Genomic DNA, 19,672 nt, shown 5'->3' on the forward strand with positions numbered 1-19,672 from the left:
GGTACTGAAGCTCACACCCGTCAGTTGAGCGAAGGGTCGTCCGGGTACGTCGCGACCATCGCCAGTTCGCTGCGCTGGCGCCGCAGTACCTCGCGCCACAGGCGTTCCGGGGCCGGTGAGGAGACGTCTCCGGGCTCCGACTCGACGACGTACCAGGCCCCGTCCGTCAGCTCGTCCTCCAGTTGCCCCGGCCCCCAGCCCGCGTACCCGGCGAAGATCCGCAACGACCCGAGCGCCTTGGCCAGCAGCTCCGGCGGCGCCTCCAGGTCCACGAGGCCGATCGCTCCGTGCACGCGCCGCCAGCCGAGGGGCGCGCGCTCACCGGCCTCCGCGCCGCCGGGAACGACCGCCACGCCGAGCGCCGAGTCCAGCGCGACCGGGCCGCCCTGGAAGACGACCCCGGGTTCACCGGCGAGTGCCGCCCAGCCCTCCAGGATGTCCTCGACGTCCACCGGGGTGGGCCGGTTGAGGACGACACCGAGGGAGCCCTTCGCGTCGTGGTCGAGAAGGAGCACCACCGCTCGGTCGAAGTTCGGGTCCGCCAGGGCCGGCGTTGCCACGAGCAGCCGCCCTGTGAGCGAGGACACCTCGGTCATGCCAGACATGATCCCGCATCTTCCCCCCGTACGGGGAGCCAATCGGGGTACCGGAGTGAACGCAGCTCAGGGCGCGGACGGGCAGAGTGGGTGCCCGCCCGCACCAGTGACCCCATGTGCCCGGCGGCCAACGGTTCGTGTTGTGGCAAACCTATGACACGGCTGGGCCGCCCTTGGGCTTACAGAAGGGGGGTGTACGGCGATTACCCTTGCTCTTCGGCTCCGGCGCGTGCCGGCACGGCCGCGTCCAGCACGACGGGCCCGCCAACACCCCCCGCCCAACTCATCGGAACGCGAGATACATGACGGTCAACGGCACAGACGACGTACTGATTGTCCACGGCGGCACCCCGCTGGAGGGCGAGATCCGTGTCCGCGGTGCGAAGAACCTCGTACCGAAGGCCATGGTCGCCGCCCTGCTGGGCAGTGCGCCAAGTCGACTGCGCAATGTCCCCGACATCCGTGACGTCCGTGTCGTACGCGGGCTGCTGCAACTGCACGGGGTGACGGTCCGTCCGGGTGAGGAACCCGGCGAGCTGGTGATGGACCCGTCGCACGTGGAGAGCGCGAACGTCGCCGACATCGACGCGCACGCGGGGTCGAGCCGCATCCCGATCCTCCTCTGCGGTCCCCTCCTGCACCGCCTCGGACACGCGTTCATCCCGGGTCTCGGCGGCTGCGACATCGGCGGCCGGCCGATCGACTTCCACTTCGAGGTGCTGCGGCAGTTCGGCGCGACGATCGAGAAGCGGGCGGACGGGCAGTACCTGGAGGCTCCGCAGCGGCTGCGCGGTACGAAGATCGCACTGCCGTACCCGTCCGTGGGCGCCACCGAGCAGGTGCTGCTGACGGCGGTACTGGCGGAGGGCGTCACGGAGCTGTCCAACGCGGCCGTGGAGCCCGAGATCGAGGACCTCATCTGCGTACTGCAGAAGATGGGCGCGATCATCGCCATGGACACCGACCGCACGATCCGTGTCACCGGTGTCGACAAGCTCGGCGGCTACACCCACGCGGCCCTCCCGGACCGCCTGGAGGCCGCCTCCTGGGCATCCGCGGCACTGGCGACCGAGGGCAACATCTACGTCCGGGGCGCCCAGCAGCGCTCGATGATGACGTTCCTGAACACCTACCGGAAGGTCGGCGGTGCCTTCGAGATCGACGACGAGGGCATCCGCTTCTGGCACCCCGGCGGCCAGCTGAAGTCGATCGCGCTGGAGACGGACGTACACCCGGGCTTCCAGACGGACTGGCAGCAGCCCTTGGTGGTCGCCCTCACACAGGCGACAGGCCTCTCCATCGTCCACGAGACGGTGTACGAGTCCCGGCTCGGCTTCACCTCCGCGCTCAACCAGATGGGCGCACACATCCAGCTCTACCGCGAGTGCCTCGGCGGCTCCCACTGCCGCTTCGGGCAGCGCAACTTCCTCCACTCGGCGGTCGTGTCGGGCCCCACACGCCTCCAGGGCGCCGACCTGGTCATCCCGGACCTCCGGGGCGGCTTCTCGTACCTCATCGCCGCCCTGGCCGCCCAGGGGACCTCCAGGGTCCACGGCATCGACCTGATCAACCGGGGCTACGAGAACTTCATGGAGAAGCTGGTCGAGCTCGGCGCGAAGGTGGAGCTGCCGGGCAAGGCGCTCGGCTAGCAGCACCAGTCGTACGAACGCGATGGGGCGGGTCACCCAAATTTGGGTGACCCGCCCCATCGGCGTCAACTGAAGCGCCCTGAAGGGGCGCGGGGAACTGCGCGACCAGCCACAACAGGCCGGCAGTCGCCCACGGCGCCAAGCCAGGACCGCGAACAGGCGCCCTTACTTACCCTTGGCCGCTTCCTTGAGCTTGCTGCCCGCGGAGACCTTCACGCTGTAGCCGGCGGGGATGTCGATCGGGTCACCGGTCTGCGGGTTGCGCGCGGTGCGAGCGGCACGGTGGGTGCGCTCGAAGGTCAGGAAGCCGGGGATGGTGACCTTCTCGTCGCCCTTGGCGACGATCTCGCCGACGGTCTCGGCGAGCGCGGCCAGGACGGCGTCGGCGTCCTTGCGGGTCACCTCGGCGCGGTCGGCCAGCGCGGCCACCAGCTCACTGCGGTTCATGTCGTTACTCCCGTGTTCTTCTTGCTGTTGAGGCGTGCCCCGCGGCGGAGCCGCGTGGTGGGCACAGCGAAGCCGATGCTGCCAGGGTCCTCGGTGAGTCCCCGGACCCGGGTCCGTCGCGGACCCTCGCGCCCGAAGACGCATCCTGCCCCCACCTGCGGCGGGAAAGCCAATCCGGCACCCCTGGGAGTCATACGGACACCCTTGGGAGTCACCTGGAAAGCGTCACGGCCGGGGGCCGACAGGCTGAGCCTGGCGGCCACCCTAGGGCCGTACGGGGGCGGGGTGCCCCCGACGCGCCGGTACGGGGGGCCGTGGTAACCGTCACATATGCCGTACGGGGCCGGTGCCGGCCCGGTGCTCAGGCGCCCGAGGAGGCGTCGGCCGCCGCGGCCGCCTTCGCGGCTTCCCGCACCGCTCCGGCCACCGCGCCCGCGACCTTGTCGTTGAAGACGCTGGGCACGATGTAGTTCGGGTTGAGCTCGTCCTCGGTGACGACGTTCGCGAGTGCGGTGGCCGCCGCGAGCATCATCTCGGTGTTGACGGTGCGGGACTGCGCGTCGAGCAGGCCTCGGAAGACACCCGGGAAGACCAGCACGTTGTTGATCTGGTTCGGGAAGTCCGAGCGGCCCGTGGCCACCACAGCGGCCGTCTGGCGGGCGATCGTCGGCTCGACCTCGGGGTCGGGATTCGCGAGCGCGAATACAATCGCGCCGTCCGCCATCGCGGCCACGTCGTCGCCGTCGATGACGTTCGGGGCCGAGACACCGATGAAGACGTCGGCGCCGCGCACGGCCTCCTTGAGGGTGCCGGTGAGGCCCTCCAGGTTGGTGTTGTCGGCGATCCAGCGCAGCGGGGAGTCCGGGGCGGCGTTCACCAGGTCGGCGCGGTCCGCGTGGACGACGCCCTGGATGTCGGCGACGACGGCGGTCTTGACGCCCGCGGCGATGAGCAGCTTGAGGATGGCCGTACCGGCCGCGCCGGCGCCGGACATGACGACCCGGATGTCACCGATCGCCTTGCCCGTGACGCGCAGGGCGTTGGTGAGGGCGGCGAGGACGACGATCGCGGTGCCGTGCTGGTCGTCGTGGAAGACGGGGATGTCGAGGGCCTCACGGAGGCGGGCCTCGATCTCGAAGCAGCGCGGGGCCGAGATGTCTTCCAGGTTGATGCCGGCGAAGCCCGGGGCGATCGCCTTGACGATCGTGACGATCTCGTCGGTGTCCTGGGTGTCCAGGCAGATCGGCCAGGCGTCGATGTCGGCGAAGCGCTTGAAGAGGGCCGCCTTGCCCTCCATGACCGGCATGGCGGCCATCGGGCCGATGTTGCCGAGGCCGAGCACCGCGGAGCCGTCGGTGACGACCGCGACGGTGTTGCGCTTGATGGTCAGGCGGCGGGCGTCCTCGGGGTTCTCGGCGATCGCCATGCACACGCGGGCCACGCCCGGGGTGTAGATCATCGAGAGGTCGTCACGGTTGCGGATGGGATGCTTGGACTGCATCTCGATCTTGCCGCCGAGGTGCATGAGGAACGTACGGTCCGAGACCTTGCCGAGGGTGACACCCTCGATGCCGCGCAGCTGCTGGACGATCTCGTCGGCGTGCGCGGTCGAGGTCGCCGCGATGGTGACGTCGATCCGGAGCAGTTCGTGGCCGGAAGCGGTGACGTCGAGGCCGGTCACCGAGCCTCCGTGGGACTCCACGGCCGTGGTGATCTGAGAGACCGCGGTTCCGCTCGCGGGCACCTCCAACCGGACCGTGATCGAGTAGGAGACGCTGGGCGCCGTTGCCATGGCCGACTTCCTTCTGCTTTCACCCTGATGCTTGGTTTGCCGTCCGATCGTCGCACCTACCGTTGAGTAGCTGGTAGCGGGGCCTCGATTGCGAACGTTTTGTTCTCAACAAAAGAGGTCCACGTCACCAGGTGACGTGGACCTCTTGATGTTCAGTGGCACCGACCCGCCATGCTCGCCTCGCGGCAAGTGGTCGCTCGTAGCGACGAAGGTTGGGCCCGGGGGCTTGGATCGAGCCGGTGCCACGTCAACGGTAACAAACGATCCCCGTAAGGCAATTCCCATCGCCCTCAGTCGCGCAGAAGATCTGGCACCCCTCGCGTATCGGGCTCGTCGCGGTCCGCCGAGACGACCGTGAGCTGCTGGGTGGCCCGGGTCAGGGCCACGTACAGGACACGCAGGCCGGCCGGGCTCTCGTCGGCGATCTCGGCCGGGGAGACGACCACTGTGGCGTCGTACTCCAGTCCCTTGGCCTCCAGGCTGCCCAGGGCCACCACGCGGTCCCCCAGGTCCGCCAGCCAGCGGGCGGCCTCCTCGCGGCGGTTCATGGCCACGACGACGCCCACGGTGCCGTCGACGAGGTCCAGGAGGCGGGCGGCCTCCTCGTGGACGGACTTGGCCAGGGAGCCCCGGACGGCCACGAAACGTGGTTCCACGCCCGTCGAGCGGACCGCCCTCGGGGACTCCGAGCCCGGCATGGCCAGGGCCAGGACCTTGGCGGCCAGGTCGGCGATCTCGGCCGGGTTGCGGTAGTTGACGGTGAGGGTGAAGCGGCGGCGGGGGCGGCTGCCCAGGGCCTCGTCACGGGACTGGGCCGCCTCGTCGGGGTCGGACCAGGAGGACTGGGCCGGGTCGCCGACGACCGTCCAGGTGGCGTGCCGGCCGCGGCGGCCGACCATGCGCCACTGCATCGGCGTGAGGTCCTGGGCCTCGTCGACGATGACGTGGGCGTACTCGGTGCGCTCCTCGGCGAGCCGCTCGGCCCGTTCGCGCTGCGTCTCCTCCCGTACCGGCATGAGCTCTTCGAGGCCGCTGAGCTGGTCCATGGGGTCCAGGTCGCGCCTCTTGCGGGGGCGGGCCGGGGTGCCCAGGATCGCCTGGAGTTCGTCCAGCATGGCCACGTCGTGGACCGAGAGGCCCTCGCGCTTGAGGGAGCGGGCGACCCGGCGGACCTCGCCCGGGTTCAGGATGCGGCGGGCCCAGCGGCCGAGGCGGCGTTCGTCGGACATGGCGGCGAGGACCGACGCGGGGGTCAGTTCGGGCCACCAGGCGTCCAGGAACGCGATGAAGTCGTCCTCGGACGTGACGTCCTCGTCGAAGGACGAGCGCAGTTCCGCGGCCAGCTCCGGGTCCGTGTGCCGGCCCTGGGAGCCCGAGCGGGCCCACAGGGCGTCCAGGAGCAGCTTGCGGGCGCGGGGGCGCAGCAGGTTGACGGGGGCCGTGCCGCCGAGCGCCGACTGCCGGATGCGGCCGAGTTCGGGAGCCTCCAGTTCGATACGGCGGCCGAAGGCGACGACCCTGAGACGGGTGGTCGGAGTCGGCGAGTCGTAGTGCTCCAGGGCGCCCCGCGCGGCCTTCCGCAGCACCTCCAGCATGCGGTACGAGCCCTTGGCGCGGGCCACCGCCGGGGCGTCGTACAGGGTCGCCTCGGCGCCGTCGACCAGGGAGCCGATGGAGCGGATGGCGACCTGGCCCTCCTCGCCGAGGGAGGGCAGGACGCCCTCCGTGTACGCCACCAGAAGGGGCGTCGGGGAGACGATCAGGATGCCGCCCGCGTACCGGCGGCGGTCCTGGTAGAGGAGGTAGGCCGCGCGGTGGAGCGCGACGGCTGTCTTTCCTGTTCCCGGGCCGCCCTCGACATACGTCACGGAGGCGGCGGGGGCGCGGATCACCAGGTCCTGTTCGGCCTGGATGGACGACACGATGTCCCGCATGGTGTGGCTGCGGGCCTGGCCGAGGGCGGCCATCAGGGCGCCGTCGCCGATCACCGCGAGCTCGCGGCCGTCCAGGGACGCCTTGAGCTCGGGGCGCATCAGGTCGTCCTCGACGCCGAGGACACGCCGGCCCTTGGAGCGGATGACGCGGCGCCTGACCACGCGGCCCGGGTCGACCGGGGTCGAGCGGTAGAAGGGCGCGGCGGCCGGGGCGCGCCAGTCGATGACGAGGGGCGAGTAGTCCTCGTCCAGGACGCCGATACGGCCGATGTGGAGGGTCTCGGCGATGTCGGCGGTGCTGTCGGGGCGTACGGCCCCTTCCGCGGGCTCCACGGCCGTGTACGCGCCGTCCGGGCCCTTCTTGCCGTCCATGCCCCGCAACAGGTCGATACGGCCGAAGAGGAAGTCCTCGAACTCGTTGTTCAGCCTGTTGAGGTGGATGCCCGCCCGGAACACCTGGGCGTCCCGTTCGGCGAGCGCGCCGGGCGTGCCGACCTGGCCTCGTTTGGCCGCGTCGTGCATGAGGAACTCGGCCTCGTTGATCTTCTCCTCAAGGCGCTGGTACACCCGGTCCAGGTGTTCCTGTTCGACGCTGATCTCGCGGTCTCGGACGGAGTCCTGTACTGAGGAGTCCTCGACCGGTACGAGCGCCGTTTCCTGCTGAGCCTGAGCGGCCACCGGGCCCCCTTCTGACGTGCTGGGCAGCCGTCAACCGTACGCGACCTGGGGGCCGGGAGGCTACGCGTCCGCCCCAGGACACCGTACGAGTCTACGTACGAGTCGTCCTGGGGCGGTCTGCGAGCGTGGTGTCGGTGCTGCCGACGGGGTCAGGCGTCGACCTCGACGAGCTGTTTGCCGGTGGCGGTGACGATCTCGAAGTGGTCGATCTCGTCGGTGTTGAAGGCGGTTCCGCCGTGGATGTAGAGCGGGGCGCGCGCTTCGGCGGTCGCGGCGTCCTTGATGCCGTAACCCCGGTCCGGGACGGACCAGTTGGACATCGTCTCCCGTGAGCCGTCCTTGCCGACGACGATGAGGGAGCACTTCAGCGGGCCCTTGACGTTCGCCAGCTCCAGGACCGCGCCGACGCCCCAGCCCTTCGCCTGCATCGCCACGGTCGCGGTGACCTTGGTGGTGGGGTCGGTGGCGGAGACCCTGTCGCTCATGAGATCGAAGGCTTCCTTGGCGGAGCCGGTGGACTTCGTCGACGACGACGCCGACGGCAGGGGAGCGGCCTCGGTACCGGTGTTGCCGCCCGTCGTCGCGAACACGGTGACGGGTCCGCCGATGATCAGGGCTGCCGCGGCGGCGACCAGGTAGAAGCCCTTGCGGCGCTTGCCTGCCCGGCGTTCCGCGACCTCGTCGACCAGCCGGATCGCCAGCTGTGGACTCGGGCGGGCGGACAGCGACTCGCCGATGGCGGGGCTGCCCTGGGAGCCGGGCAGGTCCGCGAGGGCGGCCAGCATCGGTTCCATCCCGGCGAGCTCGTCGAGCTGCTGGGCGCACCATTCGCAGCCGGCGAGGTGGACCTCGAAGGCCGTGGCCTCCGCGTCGTCGAGGATGCCGAGGGCGTAGGCGCCTACGGTTTCGTGTTCGTTCGGGCCTTGGGAACCCTGCATTCCTCGCATGGAACCAGGACTACCCGCTCCGAACCCCCCGTAAATGCTCATGCCGTCACCCCCCGCTCCTCCAGTGCGAGCTTCATCGAACGCAGGGCGTAGAACACCCGTGAGCGCACCGTTCCGCTGGGTATGCCCAGCGTTTCGGCGGCTTCGTTCACGGTACGCCCCTTGAAATAGGTCTCGACCAGGACCTCCCGGTGGGCAGGGGTCAGGTCGTCGAGCGCGTCCGACAACGTCATCAGCCACAACGCCTTGTCGATCTCGTCCTCCGCGGGGATGACCTCCAGCGGCGACGGGTCCACCTCCTGCGGCCGGGCCTGCCGGCTGCGGTGGCCGTCGATGACGATGCGCCGGGCGACCGTCACCAGCCAGGGGCGTACCGAACCGGTTGCCCGATTGAGCTGACCGGCGTTCTTCCAGGCCCGGATAAGTGTCTCCTGCACGACGTCCTCGGCTCGTTGCCGGTCTCCGGCGACCAGTCTGAGGACGTACGCCAGCAGGGGCCCCGCGTGCTCTCGGTACAGCGCACGCATCAGGTCCTCGTCGGGCTCCGAGGGCTGGGACATGCGATGTCGGGCCCTCGGTGCTTGTTCATTGGCCACGACGGAATACTTGCGCACGCCCACCTCCGCTGTCCCGGGTTCCCCCGGCCGGTCGCTCCCCCCGAGGTACGGAAGTGGCGTGCGGGATGTTCAACGTGCGACCACAACTTTCTTTATCTGGACGCGACGTGGGGGACATGGGGGCACATTCCCGCCGCAAGTGCTTTACATTTCCGCCACATTGGCAAGATCCCGGCGATGCCCGCGGCGCGCCGACTGGAAACGCGCGTGTTACTAACGTCACTGCAACCTGCGGGAGTTGACAGGTCCGATTCCGCCCGACAGGACCACTATGGGCGATCTGTGACCGGTCTACGCGCGAGCGGTGGCGGCGCGCCGCCGGTGCCTCGCGACCCGTTCCCGGTTGCCGCAGATCTCACTCGAACACCATCTGCGCCGCCTGCCCCGGGACGTGTCCAGGTAGACGATCGGACAGTTGTCACCCTCGCACTGGCGCAGACTCGCGCGCGCGGCGGGGTCGGTGAGCAGTTCCACGGCGTCCCGGGCGACCGTGCCGAGCAGGGCCGCGCAGTCTGGCGGCCCGTGCAGCACCCGTACGAGCGTGCCGTCCTCGGCGCGGACCGCTCGGGGGGCCGGGGGCGCGGTGCGGGCGAGTTCGTTGAGGCGGACGAGGGCGTGGTCGAGGGGACGTGGATCGGCGGCCGGCGGACTGTGCACCAACCGGCCGACCAGGTCCCGCAGTTCGCGGAACTCCACGACCCAGGAGGCACCGGCGTGCCGCAGGGACGTGCCCGCCGGAACGAGTCCGGACCCGGCGATCCAGCCACAGAGCGGCTCGACCGCGCCGAGCCGTTCCTCGGGATGGGTGGTCGCCAGCAGGTCCAGGCAGATCCGCCCGGCGTCGAAACGCAGCTCGTACGAGGCTGTGGCCACGGTGGTATCCGATGCCATGTGCCTGTCACCGCCTAGGAGTTGCCGCCGTACGGGGCAGGTGAGATGCCAGGGAGAGGGCCCGGTAACCGCGCCCTCTCCCTACAGTGCCTGCCCGCCCTCACGGCCGGAACCCCTCGTACCGAGTCGTAGCGGTGACGTGTGAGCGGTCCCGCACGCGGACGCGCCCTTGTGGGACCGCGCGCCCGGATCCGGGGACCCGCGGCGGATGGCCGAGAACGGCGTACGGGCCGTGCCGTCGGGGACGGCCCGGCCCTTCTCGTGGGCGGGCACGCCCGATGCGCCGGTCGCGACCCGGACCGGAGCGCCCGTCCCGGCGCCGAGCGCGCGAAGACCCGGGACCCTCGGACGGCCGGAAACACCGTACGGCCCATGCCCTCGGGGACAGGCCGGCCCTTCTCGTGGCCGGGCACGCCCGATGCGCCGGTCGCGACCCGGACCGGAGCGCCCGTCCCGGCGCCGAGCGCGCGAAGACCCGGGACCCTCGGACGGCCGGAAACACCGTACGGCCCATGCCCTCGGGGACAGGCCGGCCCTTCTCGTGGCCGGGCACGCCCGGTGTCCCGGTCGCGACCCGGACCGGAGCGGCGGTCCCGGCGCCGGGCGCGCAGGCCCGGGGCCCTCGGGCGGCCGGGACGGCGTACAGGCCGTGCCGTCGGGGACGGCTTCGGCCTGTCTCGTCGGTGGAAGGGATTATTCGTCGGAGTACTTGGCGTCGGCGGCCGGGTCCAGGGCCAGGCGGTAGCCGCGTTTGACGACCGTCTGGATCAGTTTGGGTGCGCCGAGGGCGGTGCGCAGGCGGGCCATCGCCGTCTCCACGGCGTGCTCGTCACGGCCCGCTCCGGGCAGGGCGCGCAGGAGTTCGGCGCGGGCGACGACCCACCCCGGCCGGCGGGACAGGGCCCGCAGCAGGGACATTCCGGCGGGCGGTACGGGGCGCAGGGCGCCGTCCACGAGGACGGCGTGTCCGCGGATCTCGACCCGGTGCCCGGCGATGGGCAACGCCCGTGCCCGCGCCGGGAGTTCCTTGCAGAGCAGCTGGACGAGGGGGCCGAGCCGGAACCGTTCCGGAGACACCGTGTCGACGCCCTGGGCCTGGAGCGGCAGCGCGGTGACCGGGCCGACGCAGGCAGGCAGGACGTCGTGATGGAGGGCGGCGAGGAGTTCCGGGAGCAGGCCCCGCTCCTCCGCCCGGGAGAGGAGGGAGGCGGCGGCGGGCGCGCTGGTGAAGGTGAGCGCGTCCAGGCCGCGCGAGACGGTGGCGTCGAGCAGCCGGTCGACGGGGCCGATGTCCTCCGGCGGCATCCACCGGTAGACGGGCACCCCGACGACCTCGGCGCCCGCGGCCCGCAGCGACTCGACAAAGCCGGGCAGGGGCTCGCCGTGCAGCTGGATGGCGATACGGCGCCCCTCGACACCCTCCTCCAGGAGCCGGTCGAGCACCTCGGCCATGGACTCGGAGGACGGCGACCACTCCTCCGTGAGGCCGGCCGCCCGGACGGACCCCTTGACCTTGGGGCCGCGCGCCAGCAGCTCGACCTCACGGAGACACGCGAGCAGGTCCTCGCCGAGGCCCCAGCCGTCGGCGGCCTCGATCCAGCCCCGGAACCCGATGGCCGTGGTGGCGATGACGATGTCCGGGGCCTGGTCGATGAGCTGCTTGGTGGCGGCAAGCAGCTCGCTGTCGTCGGAGAGCGGCACGATCCGCAGAGCGGGCGCGTGTATGACGGCGGCACCCCGCCGCTGGAGCAGTACTCCTAGTTCGTCGGCCCGACGCGCGGCCGTGACGCCCACGGTGAACCCCGCGAGGGGGCCGTGGTCCGGTCGTTCTGGTCGCTCTTCGTCGAACATGGCTCTCGTCCCGCAGTCGAGTAGTCGTGCGTGCATGCAGTACAACAACGGCAGCTGTACCTGCATGCCGATCGAGCCTGTCAATGATGCATGACAGGCTCGGTTCGGATTTGTGTCGCTGGTGTTACTTAAGCCGCTTTGGCTGAAGGTCACACCTCGGCGTAGCTGAGCTGCGGCTTCGCCTCGGAGGACGTGGACTCCGTGGCCTGTGCACCGGCCGGGCGGCGAAGGTATACGGCCCAGGTGACCAGGAAGCAGACCCCGTAGAAGGCGAGGAAGGCGACGAAGGCACCGGTGCCGGACCCGACGCTCAGGAACGACTGGCGAAGGGAGAGGTTGATACCGAGGCCGCCGAGCGCGCCGACCGCACCGATGAGCCCCATGGAGGCACCGGACAGGCGACGGCCGTAGGCAGCCGCCTCCTCGCCCTCCAGGCCCTTGGCGAGGGCCTTGGCGTGGAAGATGCCGGGGATCATCTTGAACGTCGAGCCGTTACCGAGGCCGGTGAGGACGAAGAGGGCGATGAACGCCGTGGTGAACAGCGGCAGCGACTTCTCCATGGACGCGGCGACGATGACACCGGTGGCGGCGGCCATGCCGACGTAGTTGTACAGCGTGATCTTCGCCCCGCCGAAGCGGTCCGCGAGGGCGCCGCCCACGGGCCGGATCAGCGAGCCGAGCAGCGGGCCGATGAAGGTGACGTACGCCGACTCGAGCGGCGTACGGCCGAACTGGGTCTGCAGGACGAGGCCGAAGGCGAAGCTGTAGCCGATGAACGACCCGAACGTCCCGATGTAGAGGAAGGACATGATCCAGGTGTGCGCGTCCTTGACGGCGTCCTTGGCGGCGCCGGTGTCGTTCTTCAGGTGCGCGATGTTGTCCATGTAGAGCGCGGCGAGGACGGTGGCGATGATGATGAACGGGATGTAGATCCCGAGCAGCACCCGGGGCCCGCCGCTCGCGCCGATGACCGCGAGGCCGATGAGCTGCACGACCGGGACGCCGATGTTGCCGCCGCCGGCGTTGAGCCCGAGAGCCCACCCCTTCTTCTTGAGCGGGAAGAAGGCGTTGATGTTGGTCATGCTGGAGGCGAAGTTGCCGCCACCGATACCGGCGAGCATCGCGCAGATGAGGAACGTGTTGAAGGACGTCCCCGGCTCCATGACGATGAACGCGGCGATCGTGGGGATGAGCAGCAGCGACGCGGAGACGATCGTCCAGTTCCGCCCGCCGAAGAGGGCGACGGCGAAGGTGTAGGGGACGCGGACGATGGCACCGACGGCTGTCGCCATCGACACGATGAAGAACTTGTCGGCCGGGGTGAGCCCGTATTCCGGTCCCATGAACAGCACCATCACGGACCACAGCGTCCAGATGGAGAAACCGATGTGCTCGGAGAGCACGGAGAAGAGCAGGTTCCGCCTGGCGACCTTCTCGCCGGTCTCGTTCCAGAAGGCCTCGTCCTCAGGATCCCAGTGCTCGATCCAGCGGCCTCCCCTACCAGGTGCGGGGGCTGTACTAGGGGCTGTCATGACGCCTCCACGGTGCTCCGGGACTCGGGTCGTTCTTTGCGGGGTGCTGAGCGGTGATGAGTCCCGAAGGTAGGCAGAGCGCGTTTCCGCACTGTGGCTGTGGGTGACCGGAAGGGAACTTTGCTCTCACCCCGCGAGGAGGCGGGATGAGAGGTCCCGTATACGTATGTTACGAACTCCTCCCAGCGGTGGTCAGCGGGGCGGGGATGAGATGGGCCACTCTTGGGGCGGCGGGTCCCGTTGCCCTCTCCGACCCCACGCAGGGAACGGCAGGCCCCAGATCGCGGTCGTACCGGCTGCGGTCTGAGTACGCGTACTCACAGCGGCTGAGTCGCTCGCCTCTGACGCGGTCGGCCCGTGTTCCCCACGATGGAGCGCCCAGGCCCGTCAAGAGAGGTGCTCATGCGTCGTGATCTGCAGCTGCGCGTTGCCACACCGGAGGATCTCGAGTGGATCCACGAACTGCGTCATCGGGTGTACGCCCAGGAGCTGGGCCAGCATGCGCCGGATCCGACAGGGCGGCTTCGCGACGGGCTCGATGGGGACAACGTCTACCTGGTCGCGGCGCGAGGAGCGGTCCGGATCGGCTTTGTCAGCCTGACTCCGCCCTGGGTGGGGCGGTACGCGCTGGACAAGTACCTCACCCGCGACGAGTTGCCGCTGCTGACCGAGGGCGATCTGTTCGAGGTGCGCATCCTCACCGTCGAACCGCGCTGGCGGGCCTGCGCGGCGGCACCGCTGCTGATGTACGCGGCGCTGCGCTGGATCGCCTCCCGGGGCGGTCGTCGGATGGTCGCGATGGGGCGCAGTGAGCTGCTCGACATGTACCTGGCCGCCGGTCTGCGCCCCGTCGGCCGTACCGTCCACAGCGGTGCGGTGACGTTCGAGGTGCTGGCCGGGAGCGTGAGTGAGCTGACGGTGGCCACGATGGACCGTTACCGCACCACCCTGGAGCGGCTGCGCTCCGAGGTGGACTGGCGGCTGGACATGCCGTTCGCACCCCGCCCGGACGGCTGTGAGCACGGCGGCGCCTCGTTCACCGCCGTCGGCACGGACTTCCGCAGTCTGCACCGGCGCCATCAGGTCGTCGCGGCCGACGTGCTGGATGCCTGGTTCCCGCCGGCCCCCGGGGTGCGGGCGGCGCTCACGGAGGATCCGGCCTGGGCCGCCCGGACCTCGCCGCCGACCGGTGCCGAGGGCCTGCTGGCGGAAATCGCCGCAGCCCGGGGGTTGCCGGAGGAGACGCTCTCGGTCGGCGCCGGTTCGTCCGACCTGATCTTCAGGGCGTTCGGCCGGTGGCTGACCCCGGAGAGCAGGGTGCTCCTGATGGATCCGGGCTACGGCGAGTACGCCCATGTCACGGAGAGAGTGATCGGATGCCGGGTCGACCGGTTCCGGTTGCGCCGTGAGGAAGGCTGGCGGATCGATCGCGCCCGGCTGGCAACTGCCGTCCGGGCCGGTCGCTACGACCTCGTGGTGGTGGTCAACCCGAACAATCCGACCGGACGCCATGCGCCGGCCGCGGAGTTGCGCTCGCTGATCGCCGCCGCCCCGGCCCGGACGCGCTGGTGGATCGACGAGGCGTACCTGGGCTACGTGGACCTGGCCGACTCGCTCGCCGGCCTCGCCGCGACGGACCCGCGAGTCGTGGTCTGCACCTCACTGTCCAAGATGTACGCGCTGTCCGGCATGCGGGCCGCGTACCTGGTGGCCGAGCCGACCACCGCGGCGCAGCTACGCCGATGGACGCCGCCCTGGCCGGTCAGCCTCCCCGCGCAGCTCTCCGCGGTGGCGGCCCTGCGCGACCCGGCGTACTACAGCGACCGCTGGCTTCGTACCCACGCGCTGCGTCGGCAGTTGGCCTCCGACCTGGCCGGGCTGGACGGGGAGGTGGTGGTCGAAGAGTCCGTGGCGAACTTCCTCGCCGTGACCCTGCCGTCCGGCGGGCCCAGTGCCGCACAAGTGGTGACCGAGTGCCGCCGTCACGACGTGTACCTGCGCGACCTGTCGCCGTTGTCGCCGGAGTACCAGGGCCGTACCGTGCGCATCGCGGTCAAGGACACCGCCGAGAACGCGCGCATCGTGGCCGCCTTTCAGGCCGCGCTGGAGGTACTGCGGCCACGTTCGGCCTCACTCGGTTCCCGGATCGAGAGCGTTCCGGCCGCCGGAGCCGCCCGGTGATCACCGTGGCCTCCCTGGCGCCCTACCTCGGTGGAGCGCTGGTGCTCGGCGGCGTCGCGGTCGCGGCCTCTAGGCGCCGCGAGCTGATGGTCCGGTGGTGCGCCTGGGCGGTCGGGGTGCCGCTGGTCACCGGTGCCTTCTGGTGGGGGCGACCGGGCACCGCGGCCCTCGCCATCGCGGTCGGCGTGATCGCGGTGATGGAGTTCGGCGGGCTGATGCTCCTGGGCCGGCTGGACCGGGCGGTGCTGGCCGCGGCGGTGGCGGCCGTCGTGCTGGCCGCCTGGCTGGCGCCCGGACAGGTGTTCCGTACGGTCGCGATCGGGGCGCTCGTGGTGGCCGCGGTGCCGCTCCTGGCCGGCGATGCCGACCACGGCCTGCGTCGGCTCTGCGCCGGTCTGCTCGGGCTCGCCTGGCTGGGTGTGCTGGCCGCGCTGGTGCCGCTCGGGGCGAGCGCGCTCGCACTGTTCGTGGCCGTCTCGATCGCCGACATCGCGGCGTACTTCGCCGGTCGAGGGCTGGGCGGGCCGCGGCTGTCGCCCCTGTCACCGGCCAAGCGGTGGAGCGGGACCCTGGCCGGAGCCGCGGCCGGTCTCGGCGTGCTCGCCGTGCTGTCCGCGCTCAGCTGGCCCATGGCGGTGGCTGTGGCGGTCGGAGGGCCGGCGGGCGACCTTCTCGAATCCATGGTCAAAAGAGGGGCACAGGCAAAGGACGCGGGCCGCTGGCTGCCCGGCTCCGGCGGCCTGCTGGACCGGATCGACTCGCTGCTCGTCGCGCTGGCCGTCCTGCTTCTCCTGCGCTGACCCGGGTACCGGAGACCGCGCACAGAGACCCGGCACCCACCAAGGTGCCGGGCCGGCCATCTCCCCGCCCCTCAGCCCTTCCGTCGCCCTCCCCCGCGCTTCGCCCCGTTCGGCCACAGCCGTGGGCTCCGCTTCGCCGCGACGTCCTCGATCCAGCCCAGTGTCAGGATCGTCAGGCCGATCAGGGGCCAGACCAGGAGGAACATCAGCACCGTGTACGACGAGTCCAGCGCGGACATCATCCCGTCGGTCATGAACGGGAGTCCGTAGAGGCGGTCTATCAAGGGGACCGTGGCCATGATCAGGAGGTTGTGCCACAGGTAGATCGTGACCGCTCGGTTGTTGGAGAGCGTGACCAGCTTGTCCCACTTCGCCAGGCGGCCCGGCAGCTCCTGCCAGGACGGGGAGTACTGGAGCAGGATCACCACGAACCCGAAGGACCAGGTCGCCTGGGCCAGCGGGATGTCGTTCAGGTCCCAGCCGTCGGGGCCCTTGTGGCCAGAGGCCCACCAGATGCCGAAGGCCATGATCAGGGCCGCACAGGATACGGACATATAGCGCGGGATCTTCTTCAGCAGACCCTCGTGATGGGCGAAGCCCAGCACCCAGCAACTGCCGTACACCGCGAAGTCGGTCACCGCGTTGCCGGTTTCACCGGGGATCTTCACCAGGCCCGTGCCGACGACCGCCGTCAGGGCCAGCGGAGCGAGCAGGGTCGCCCACGGGACCCGGCGGAACGCCCACAGCAGCAGCGGCGAGGCGATCACGAACCACAGGTAGGCCCGCAGGTACCAGAGCGGGCCCGCCGCCTGGACCGCCCAGGTGTTCTCCAGGATCCCGGACTCGGAGCCGATGCTCCACGGGTAGGGCGGGGCGCCGATCGGGACGAGGTAGTTGAGGAGCCCGACCAGGCCCCAGGTGCCGCCGTGGTCGGGATCCTTGGCCGGGTTCCAGCCGCCCAGGAACATCAGCGTCAGCGCCACGGCGCTGAACGCCCACAGCGGGGGCAGCAGCCGCCGGATGCGGCCCCGGATCACCCCGAGTGCCGGGCGCTTCAGCGAGCGGGCCATCAGAGAGCCGGCGAGCGCGAACATCACGCCCATGGACGGGAACAGCACGGTCAGCCACGCCCACCCGAACAGGTGGTACACGACGACACGGACCAGGGCGACGCTGCGGAGCAGGTCGAGATAGCGGTCGCGGCCCGGCTTCGGGGCCCGAGGTGCGGCGGGTGGCTCGGGCGCCGCCGGCTGCTGCGGAACGCCGTACGAGGGTGTGCTCGTCGGGTCGGCCGGCGTCGCGGCCGCCGTAGGTCGCTGCGTCATGCCACGGGCCTCCTGTCGCCGCCGGCGCCCGCCCGGGCGGCCGGTACGGCGTCCGGTGCCGACCCGACGACGCCGGTGCGCCGGAGTTTCTGCCAGCGCAGGCGGCCGCCGGTGAGCGCGGTGATCCAGGACTGGAGCAGCACGACGTACATGAGCTGGCGGTAGAGGATCTGTTGCAGCGGCAGCGAGATCAGGTGGGTCATCTTCTCGCGGTCGAGACGGAACGCGTAGGCCGCGCAGATCAGTTGGATGGCGAGGACGCCCAGCCAGGCGAAGACGGTCTTCTCCGTCGGGCCGAACACCAGCCCGTAGAGCAGGAACACGTCGATCAGGGGGGCGAGGAGCGGTGCCACCACCATGAACAGGGACACGAAGGGCAGGCCCACGCGGCCGAAGCGGCCCGAGGGACCCCGTTCGATGACGGAGCGGCGGTGCTTCCAGATCGCCTGCATGGTGCCGTACGACCAGCGGTAGCGCTGGGACCACAGCTGCTGGACGGATTCCGGGGCCTCGGTCCAGGCGCGGGCGTTCTCCGCGTACACGACCCGCCAGCCGTCGCGGTGCAGGGCCATCGTGATGTCGGTGTCCTCGGCGAGCGTGTCGTCGCTCATCCCGCCGACCCGCTTCAGGGCCGACCGACGGAACGCGCCCACCGCGCCCGGGATCGTCGGCATGCAGCCCAGGACGTCGTACATACGGCGGTCCAGGTTGAAGCCCATCACGTACTCGATGTGCTGCCAGGCGCCGATCAGGGAGTCCTTGTTGCCGACCTTGGCGTTGCCGGCGACGGCGCCCACGCGCGGGTCGCCGAACGGCTGGACGAGTTCGCGGACGGTGCCCGGTTCGAAGACCGTGTCGCCGTCCATCATCACGATGAGGTTGTACCGGGCGTTCGCCACGCCCCTGTTGAGGGCGGCGGGCTTGCCCGCGTTGAGCTGGCGCACGACGCGTACGTTCGGCAGGCCCATGTTCTCGACGATGCGGGCCGTGCCGTCGCTCGACCCGTCGTCGATGACGATCACCTCGATGGGATGCTCGCTCCGCATCAGCGACCGCACGGTGGCCTCGATGCACTTGGCCTCGTTGTACGCCGGGACGAGCACCGAGACCGGTTCGGTGATCGGCGGGCCCCAGCTGAAGTCGGGGCGGCGGGTGCGGCGGGCGTGGAGGACGGAGAGCAGCAGCATCAGGCCGAACCGGGCGAACACGAGGACACCGATGATCGCGAGACCGACGACCAGTACGGAGGTGATCCCGTCGGAGGCCCGGACCAGGAAGGTCCACGCCTGACCCTTCGCCAGCTCCACGCCGGCTACCGGTGTGTGCGCGCTGGGCGCGTGAAGGGCCTCGGTGAGGTTCTGGAACTCGTACCCCTGCTTCTTCATGTCGGGCAGGAAGCGGTCGAGTGCCTCGACGGTCTGGTGGCGGTCACCGCCGGAGTCGTGCATGAGGACGATCGCGCCCTTGCCGCCCTTGGGGGTGGCCTCGCGGATGATCGCGTCGACGCCGGGCTTGCGCCAGTCCTCGCTGTCCGTGTTGTTGACGACGGTGATGTAGCCGCGCTCGCCGATGTACTCCGTGACCGGCCACGACTTGTTGTCCATGGCCTCGGCGAAGGAGGAGTACGGCGGCCGGAACAGCGAGGTGCGGATGCCCGCCGCACCGGCGAGGGCCAGCTGGTTCTGGGACAGCTCCCAGTCGATTCGTTTCTTCGACTGGAAGGAGAGGTCGGGGTGGTTGAAGGTGTGCAGGCCCACCTCGTGGCCCTCGTCCACCATGCGCTGTACGAGATCCGGGTAGCGCGAGGCCATGGTGCCGGTGACGAAGAAGACGGCGTGCGCGCGGTACTGCTTGAGGACGTCCAGGACCTTGGGGGTCCACTTGGGGTCCGGCCCGTCGTCGAACGTGAGGACGATTCGATGGTCGGGCATCTGCAGGCTGGTGGCCTTGCCGCTTCTGGTGTCGATGACCGGGCCGCCCTCCAGGATCTTCTCCGGAACCCGGTCGGCGGAGGCCTCGGTCTGGATGCGGTGGTCGGCGAGGATTTCGCTGTGCACGTACCCGCGCAGCATCAGCATCGCCATCAGGGCGACCAGGATGAGCGAGGGAAGCAGCAGGCGCATGGGCAGCCGTCGGCGCCGGGCGGCGCCCCCGGCGCCGTTCGGGGCGCCGTGGCGGCGGGTGCGGGATGCCATCAGTGGTTGTTCTCCGGGGACGAGGAGATCAGAAGGGATCAGAACGGATCAGAAGGTGTTCTCTCGGGCAGAGCGACCGGGCTCAGCTAGGGCACCGCTGACGGCACTTGAAGCCACTGCCGGGGGGCCCCGCGGGCGGGCGGCCCGGCCCCCGGCGGGCGCCCCCCCCGCACCCAACGGGGGGCCCCCCGCCGGCGGGGGGGGGGGGCGGGGGGGGGGGGGCGGGGGGGCCGCGGG

Annotated in this window: 14 protein-coding genes; 3 read left to right on the forward strand and 11 right to left on the reverse strand. The window is 70.6% G+C overall.

Annotation, left to right across the window (positions count from 1 at the left end; genetic code table 11):
- Window positions 1-20 precede the first annotated feature (20 nt).
- Window positions 21-596, reverse strand: coding sequence for a YqgE/AlgH family protein (locus ACH4TV_RS07535; RefSeq protein WP_398395133.1), 576 nt, complete (start codon window positions 594-596; stop codon window positions 21-23).
- A gap of 302 nt (window positions 597-898) precedes the next feature.
- On the opposite strand from ACH4TV_RS07535, the gene murA reads away from it, so the two are divergent.
- Entirely contained in the window at window positions 899-2,245 is a 1,347-nt protein-coding gene (murA, locus tag ACH4TV_RS07540) for a UDP-N-acetylglucosamine 1-carboxyvinyltransferase (protein WP_398395135.1), read from the forward strand.
- Window positions 2,246-2,410: 165 nt separating this feature from the next.
- Here murA and ACH4TV_RS07545 read toward each other — a convergent pair whose 3' ends face one another.
- The 8 genes from ACH4TV_RS07545 to ACH4TV_RS07580 form a co-directional block, all read right to left on the reverse strand.
- Window positions 2,411-2,692 carry an HU family DNA-binding protein gene (locus ACH4TV_RS07545; protein WP_037692421.1) on the reverse strand — a complete coding sequence of 94 codons (282 nt, stop codon included), beginning with the start codon at window positions 2,690-2,692 and terminating at the stop codon, window positions 2,411-2,413.
- Between the two features lie 361 nt (window positions 2,693-3,053).
- Complete coding sequence (locus tag ACH4TV_RS07550; RefSeq protein ID WP_398395137.1) at window positions 3,054-4,484, reverse strand: NAD-dependent malic enzyme; 1,431 nt, start codon at window positions 4,482-4,484, stop codon at window positions 3,054-3,056.
- 290 nt (window positions 4,485-4,774) lie between these two features.
- Entirely contained in the window at window positions 4,775-7,096 is a 2,322-nt protein-coding gene (locus tag ACH4TV_RS07555) for a HelD family protein (RefSeq protein ID WP_398395139.1), read from the reverse strand.
- Between the two features lie 149 nt (window positions 7,097-7,245).
- Window positions 7,246-8,034 carry an anti-sigma factor family protein gene (locus ACH4TV_RS07560; RefSeq protein ID WP_398395141.1) on the reverse strand — a complete coding sequence of 263 codons (789 nt, stop codon included), beginning with the start codon at window positions 8,032-8,034 and terminating at the stop codon, window positions 7,246-7,248.
- Window positions 8,035-8,081: 47 nt separating this feature from the next.
- Entirely contained in the window at window positions 8,082-8,603 is a 522-nt protein-coding gene (locus ACH4TV_RS07565) for a sigma-70 family RNA polymerase sigma factor (protein WP_044471680.1), read from the reverse strand.
- A gap of 348 nt (window positions 8,604-8,951) precedes the next feature.
- Window positions 8,952-9,551 carry a CGNR zinc finger domain-containing protein gene (locus ACH4TV_RS07570; RefSeq protein WP_398395143.1) on the reverse strand — a complete coding sequence of 200 codons (600 nt, stop codon included), beginning with the start codon at window positions 9,549-9,551 and terminating at the stop codon, window positions 8,952-8,954.
- Window positions 9,552-10,244: 693 nt separating this feature from the next.
- Entirely contained in the window at window positions 10,245-11,402 is a 1,158-nt protein-coding gene (locus ACH4TV_RS07575) for a uroporphyrinogen-III synthase (RefSeq protein WP_398395145.1), read from the reverse strand.
- A gap of 149 nt (window positions 11,403-11,551) precedes the next feature.
- Window positions 11,552-12,934 carry a nitrate/nitrite transporter gene (locus ACH4TV_RS07580; protein ID WP_398395147.1) on the reverse strand — a complete coding sequence of 461 codons (1,383 nt, stop codon included), beginning with the start codon at window positions 12,932-12,934 and terminating at the stop codon, window positions 11,552-11,554.
- 402 nt (window positions 12,935-13,336) lie between these two features.
- On the opposite strand from ACH4TV_RS07580, the gene ACH4TV_RS07585 reads away from it, so the two are divergent.
- Window positions 13,337-15,115 (forward strand): aminotransferase class I/II-fold pyridoxal phosphate-dependent enzyme, encoded by a 1,779-nt coding sequence (locus tag ACH4TV_RS07585; protein WP_398395149.1) that lies wholly within the window; start codon window positions 13,337-13,339, stop codon window positions 15,113-15,115.
- Window positions 15,112-15,915, forward strand: coding sequence for a phosphatidate cytidylyltransferase (locus ACH4TV_RS07590; RefSeq protein WP_398395151.1), 804 nt, complete (start codon window positions 15,112-15,114; stop codon window positions 15,913-15,915). The genes ACH4TV_RS07585 and ACH4TV_RS07590 overlap by 4 nt, the downstream gene beginning before the upstream one ends.
- Before the next feature lie 71 nt (window positions 15,916-15,986).
- On the opposite strand, the gene ACH4TV_RS07595 is transcribed toward ACH4TV_RS07590, so the two are convergent.
- Together ACH4TV_RS07595 and ACH4TV_RS07600 are read right to left on the reverse strand one after the other, a co-directional pair.
- Window positions 15,987-17,240, reverse strand: a complete 1,254-nt coding sequence (locus ACH4TV_RS07595) for an acyltransferase (protein WP_398395153.1) — start codon at window positions 17,238-17,240, stop codon at window positions 15,987-15,989.
- Window positions 17,237-19,435 carry a polysaccharide deacetylase family protein gene (locus ACH4TV_RS07600; RefSeq protein ID WP_398395155.1) on the reverse strand — a complete coding sequence of 733 codons (2,199 nt, stop codon included), beginning with the start codon at window positions 19,433-19,435 and terminating at the stop codon, window positions 17,237-17,239. Before ACH4TV_RS07600 ends, ACH4TV_RS07595 begins: the two co-directional genes overlap by 4 nt.
- Window positions 19,436-19,672: the final 237 nt, after the last annotated feature.

It is taken from the genome of Streptomyces sp. NPDC020898 (assembly GCF_044333925.1).
Lineage (GTDB): Bacteria > Actinomycetota > Actinomycetes > Streptomycetales > Streptomycetaceae > Streptomyces.

Excerpts from the sequence above, each read along its gene's own strand:
- ACH4TV_RS07575 (WP_398395145.1), bottom strand. The coding sequence starts at position 11,402 with ATGTTCGACGAAGAGCGACCAGAACGACCGGACCACGGCCCCCTCGCG.
- ACH4TV_RS07585 (WP_398395149.1), top strand. The coding sequence starts at position 13,337 with ATGCGTCGTGATCTGCAGCTGCGCGTTGCCACACCGGAGGATCTCGAG.
- murA (WP_398395135.1), top strand. The coding sequence starts at position 899 with ATGACGGTCAACGGCACAGACGACGTACTGATTGTCCACGGCGGCACC.
- ACH4TV_RS07595 (WP_398395153.1), bottom strand. The coding sequence starts at position 17,240 with ATGACGCAGCGACCTACGGCGGCCGCGACGCCGGCCGACCCGACGAGC.
- ACH4TV_RS07600 (WP_398395155.1), bottom strand. The coding sequence starts at position 19,435 with ATGGCATCCCGCACCCGCCGCCACGGCGCCCCGAACGGCGCCGGGGGC.
- ACH4TV_RS07550 (WP_398395137.1), bottom strand. The coding sequence starts at position 4,484 with ATGGCAACGGCGCCCAGCGTCTCCTACTCGATCACGGTCCGGTTGGAG.
- ACH4TV_RS07535 (WP_398395133.1), bottom strand. The coding sequence starts at position 596 with ATGACCGAGGTGTCCTCGCTCACAGGGCGGCTGCTCGTGGCAACGCCG.
- ACH4TV_RS07560 (WP_398395141.1), bottom strand. The coding sequence starts at position 8,034 with ATGCAGGGTTCCCAAGGCCCGAACGAACACGAAACCGTAGGCGCCTAC.
- ACH4TV_RS07545 (WP_037692421.1), bottom strand. The coding sequence starts at position 2,692 with ATGAACCGCAGTGAGCTGGTGGCCGCGCTGGCCGACCGCGCCGAGGTG.
- ACH4TV_RS07570 (WP_398395143.1), bottom strand. The coding sequence starts at position 9,551 with ATGGCATCGGATACCACCGTGGCCACAGCCTCGTACGAGCTGCGTTTC.
- ACH4TV_RS07565 (WP_044471680.1), bottom strand. The coding sequence starts at position 8,603 with ATGTCCCAGCCCTCGGAGCCCGACGAGGACCTGATGCGTGCGCTGTAC.
- ACH4TV_RS07580 (WP_398395147.1), bottom strand. The coding sequence starts at position 12,934 with ATGACAGCCCCTAGTACAGCCCCCGCACCTGGTAGGGGAGGCCGCTGG.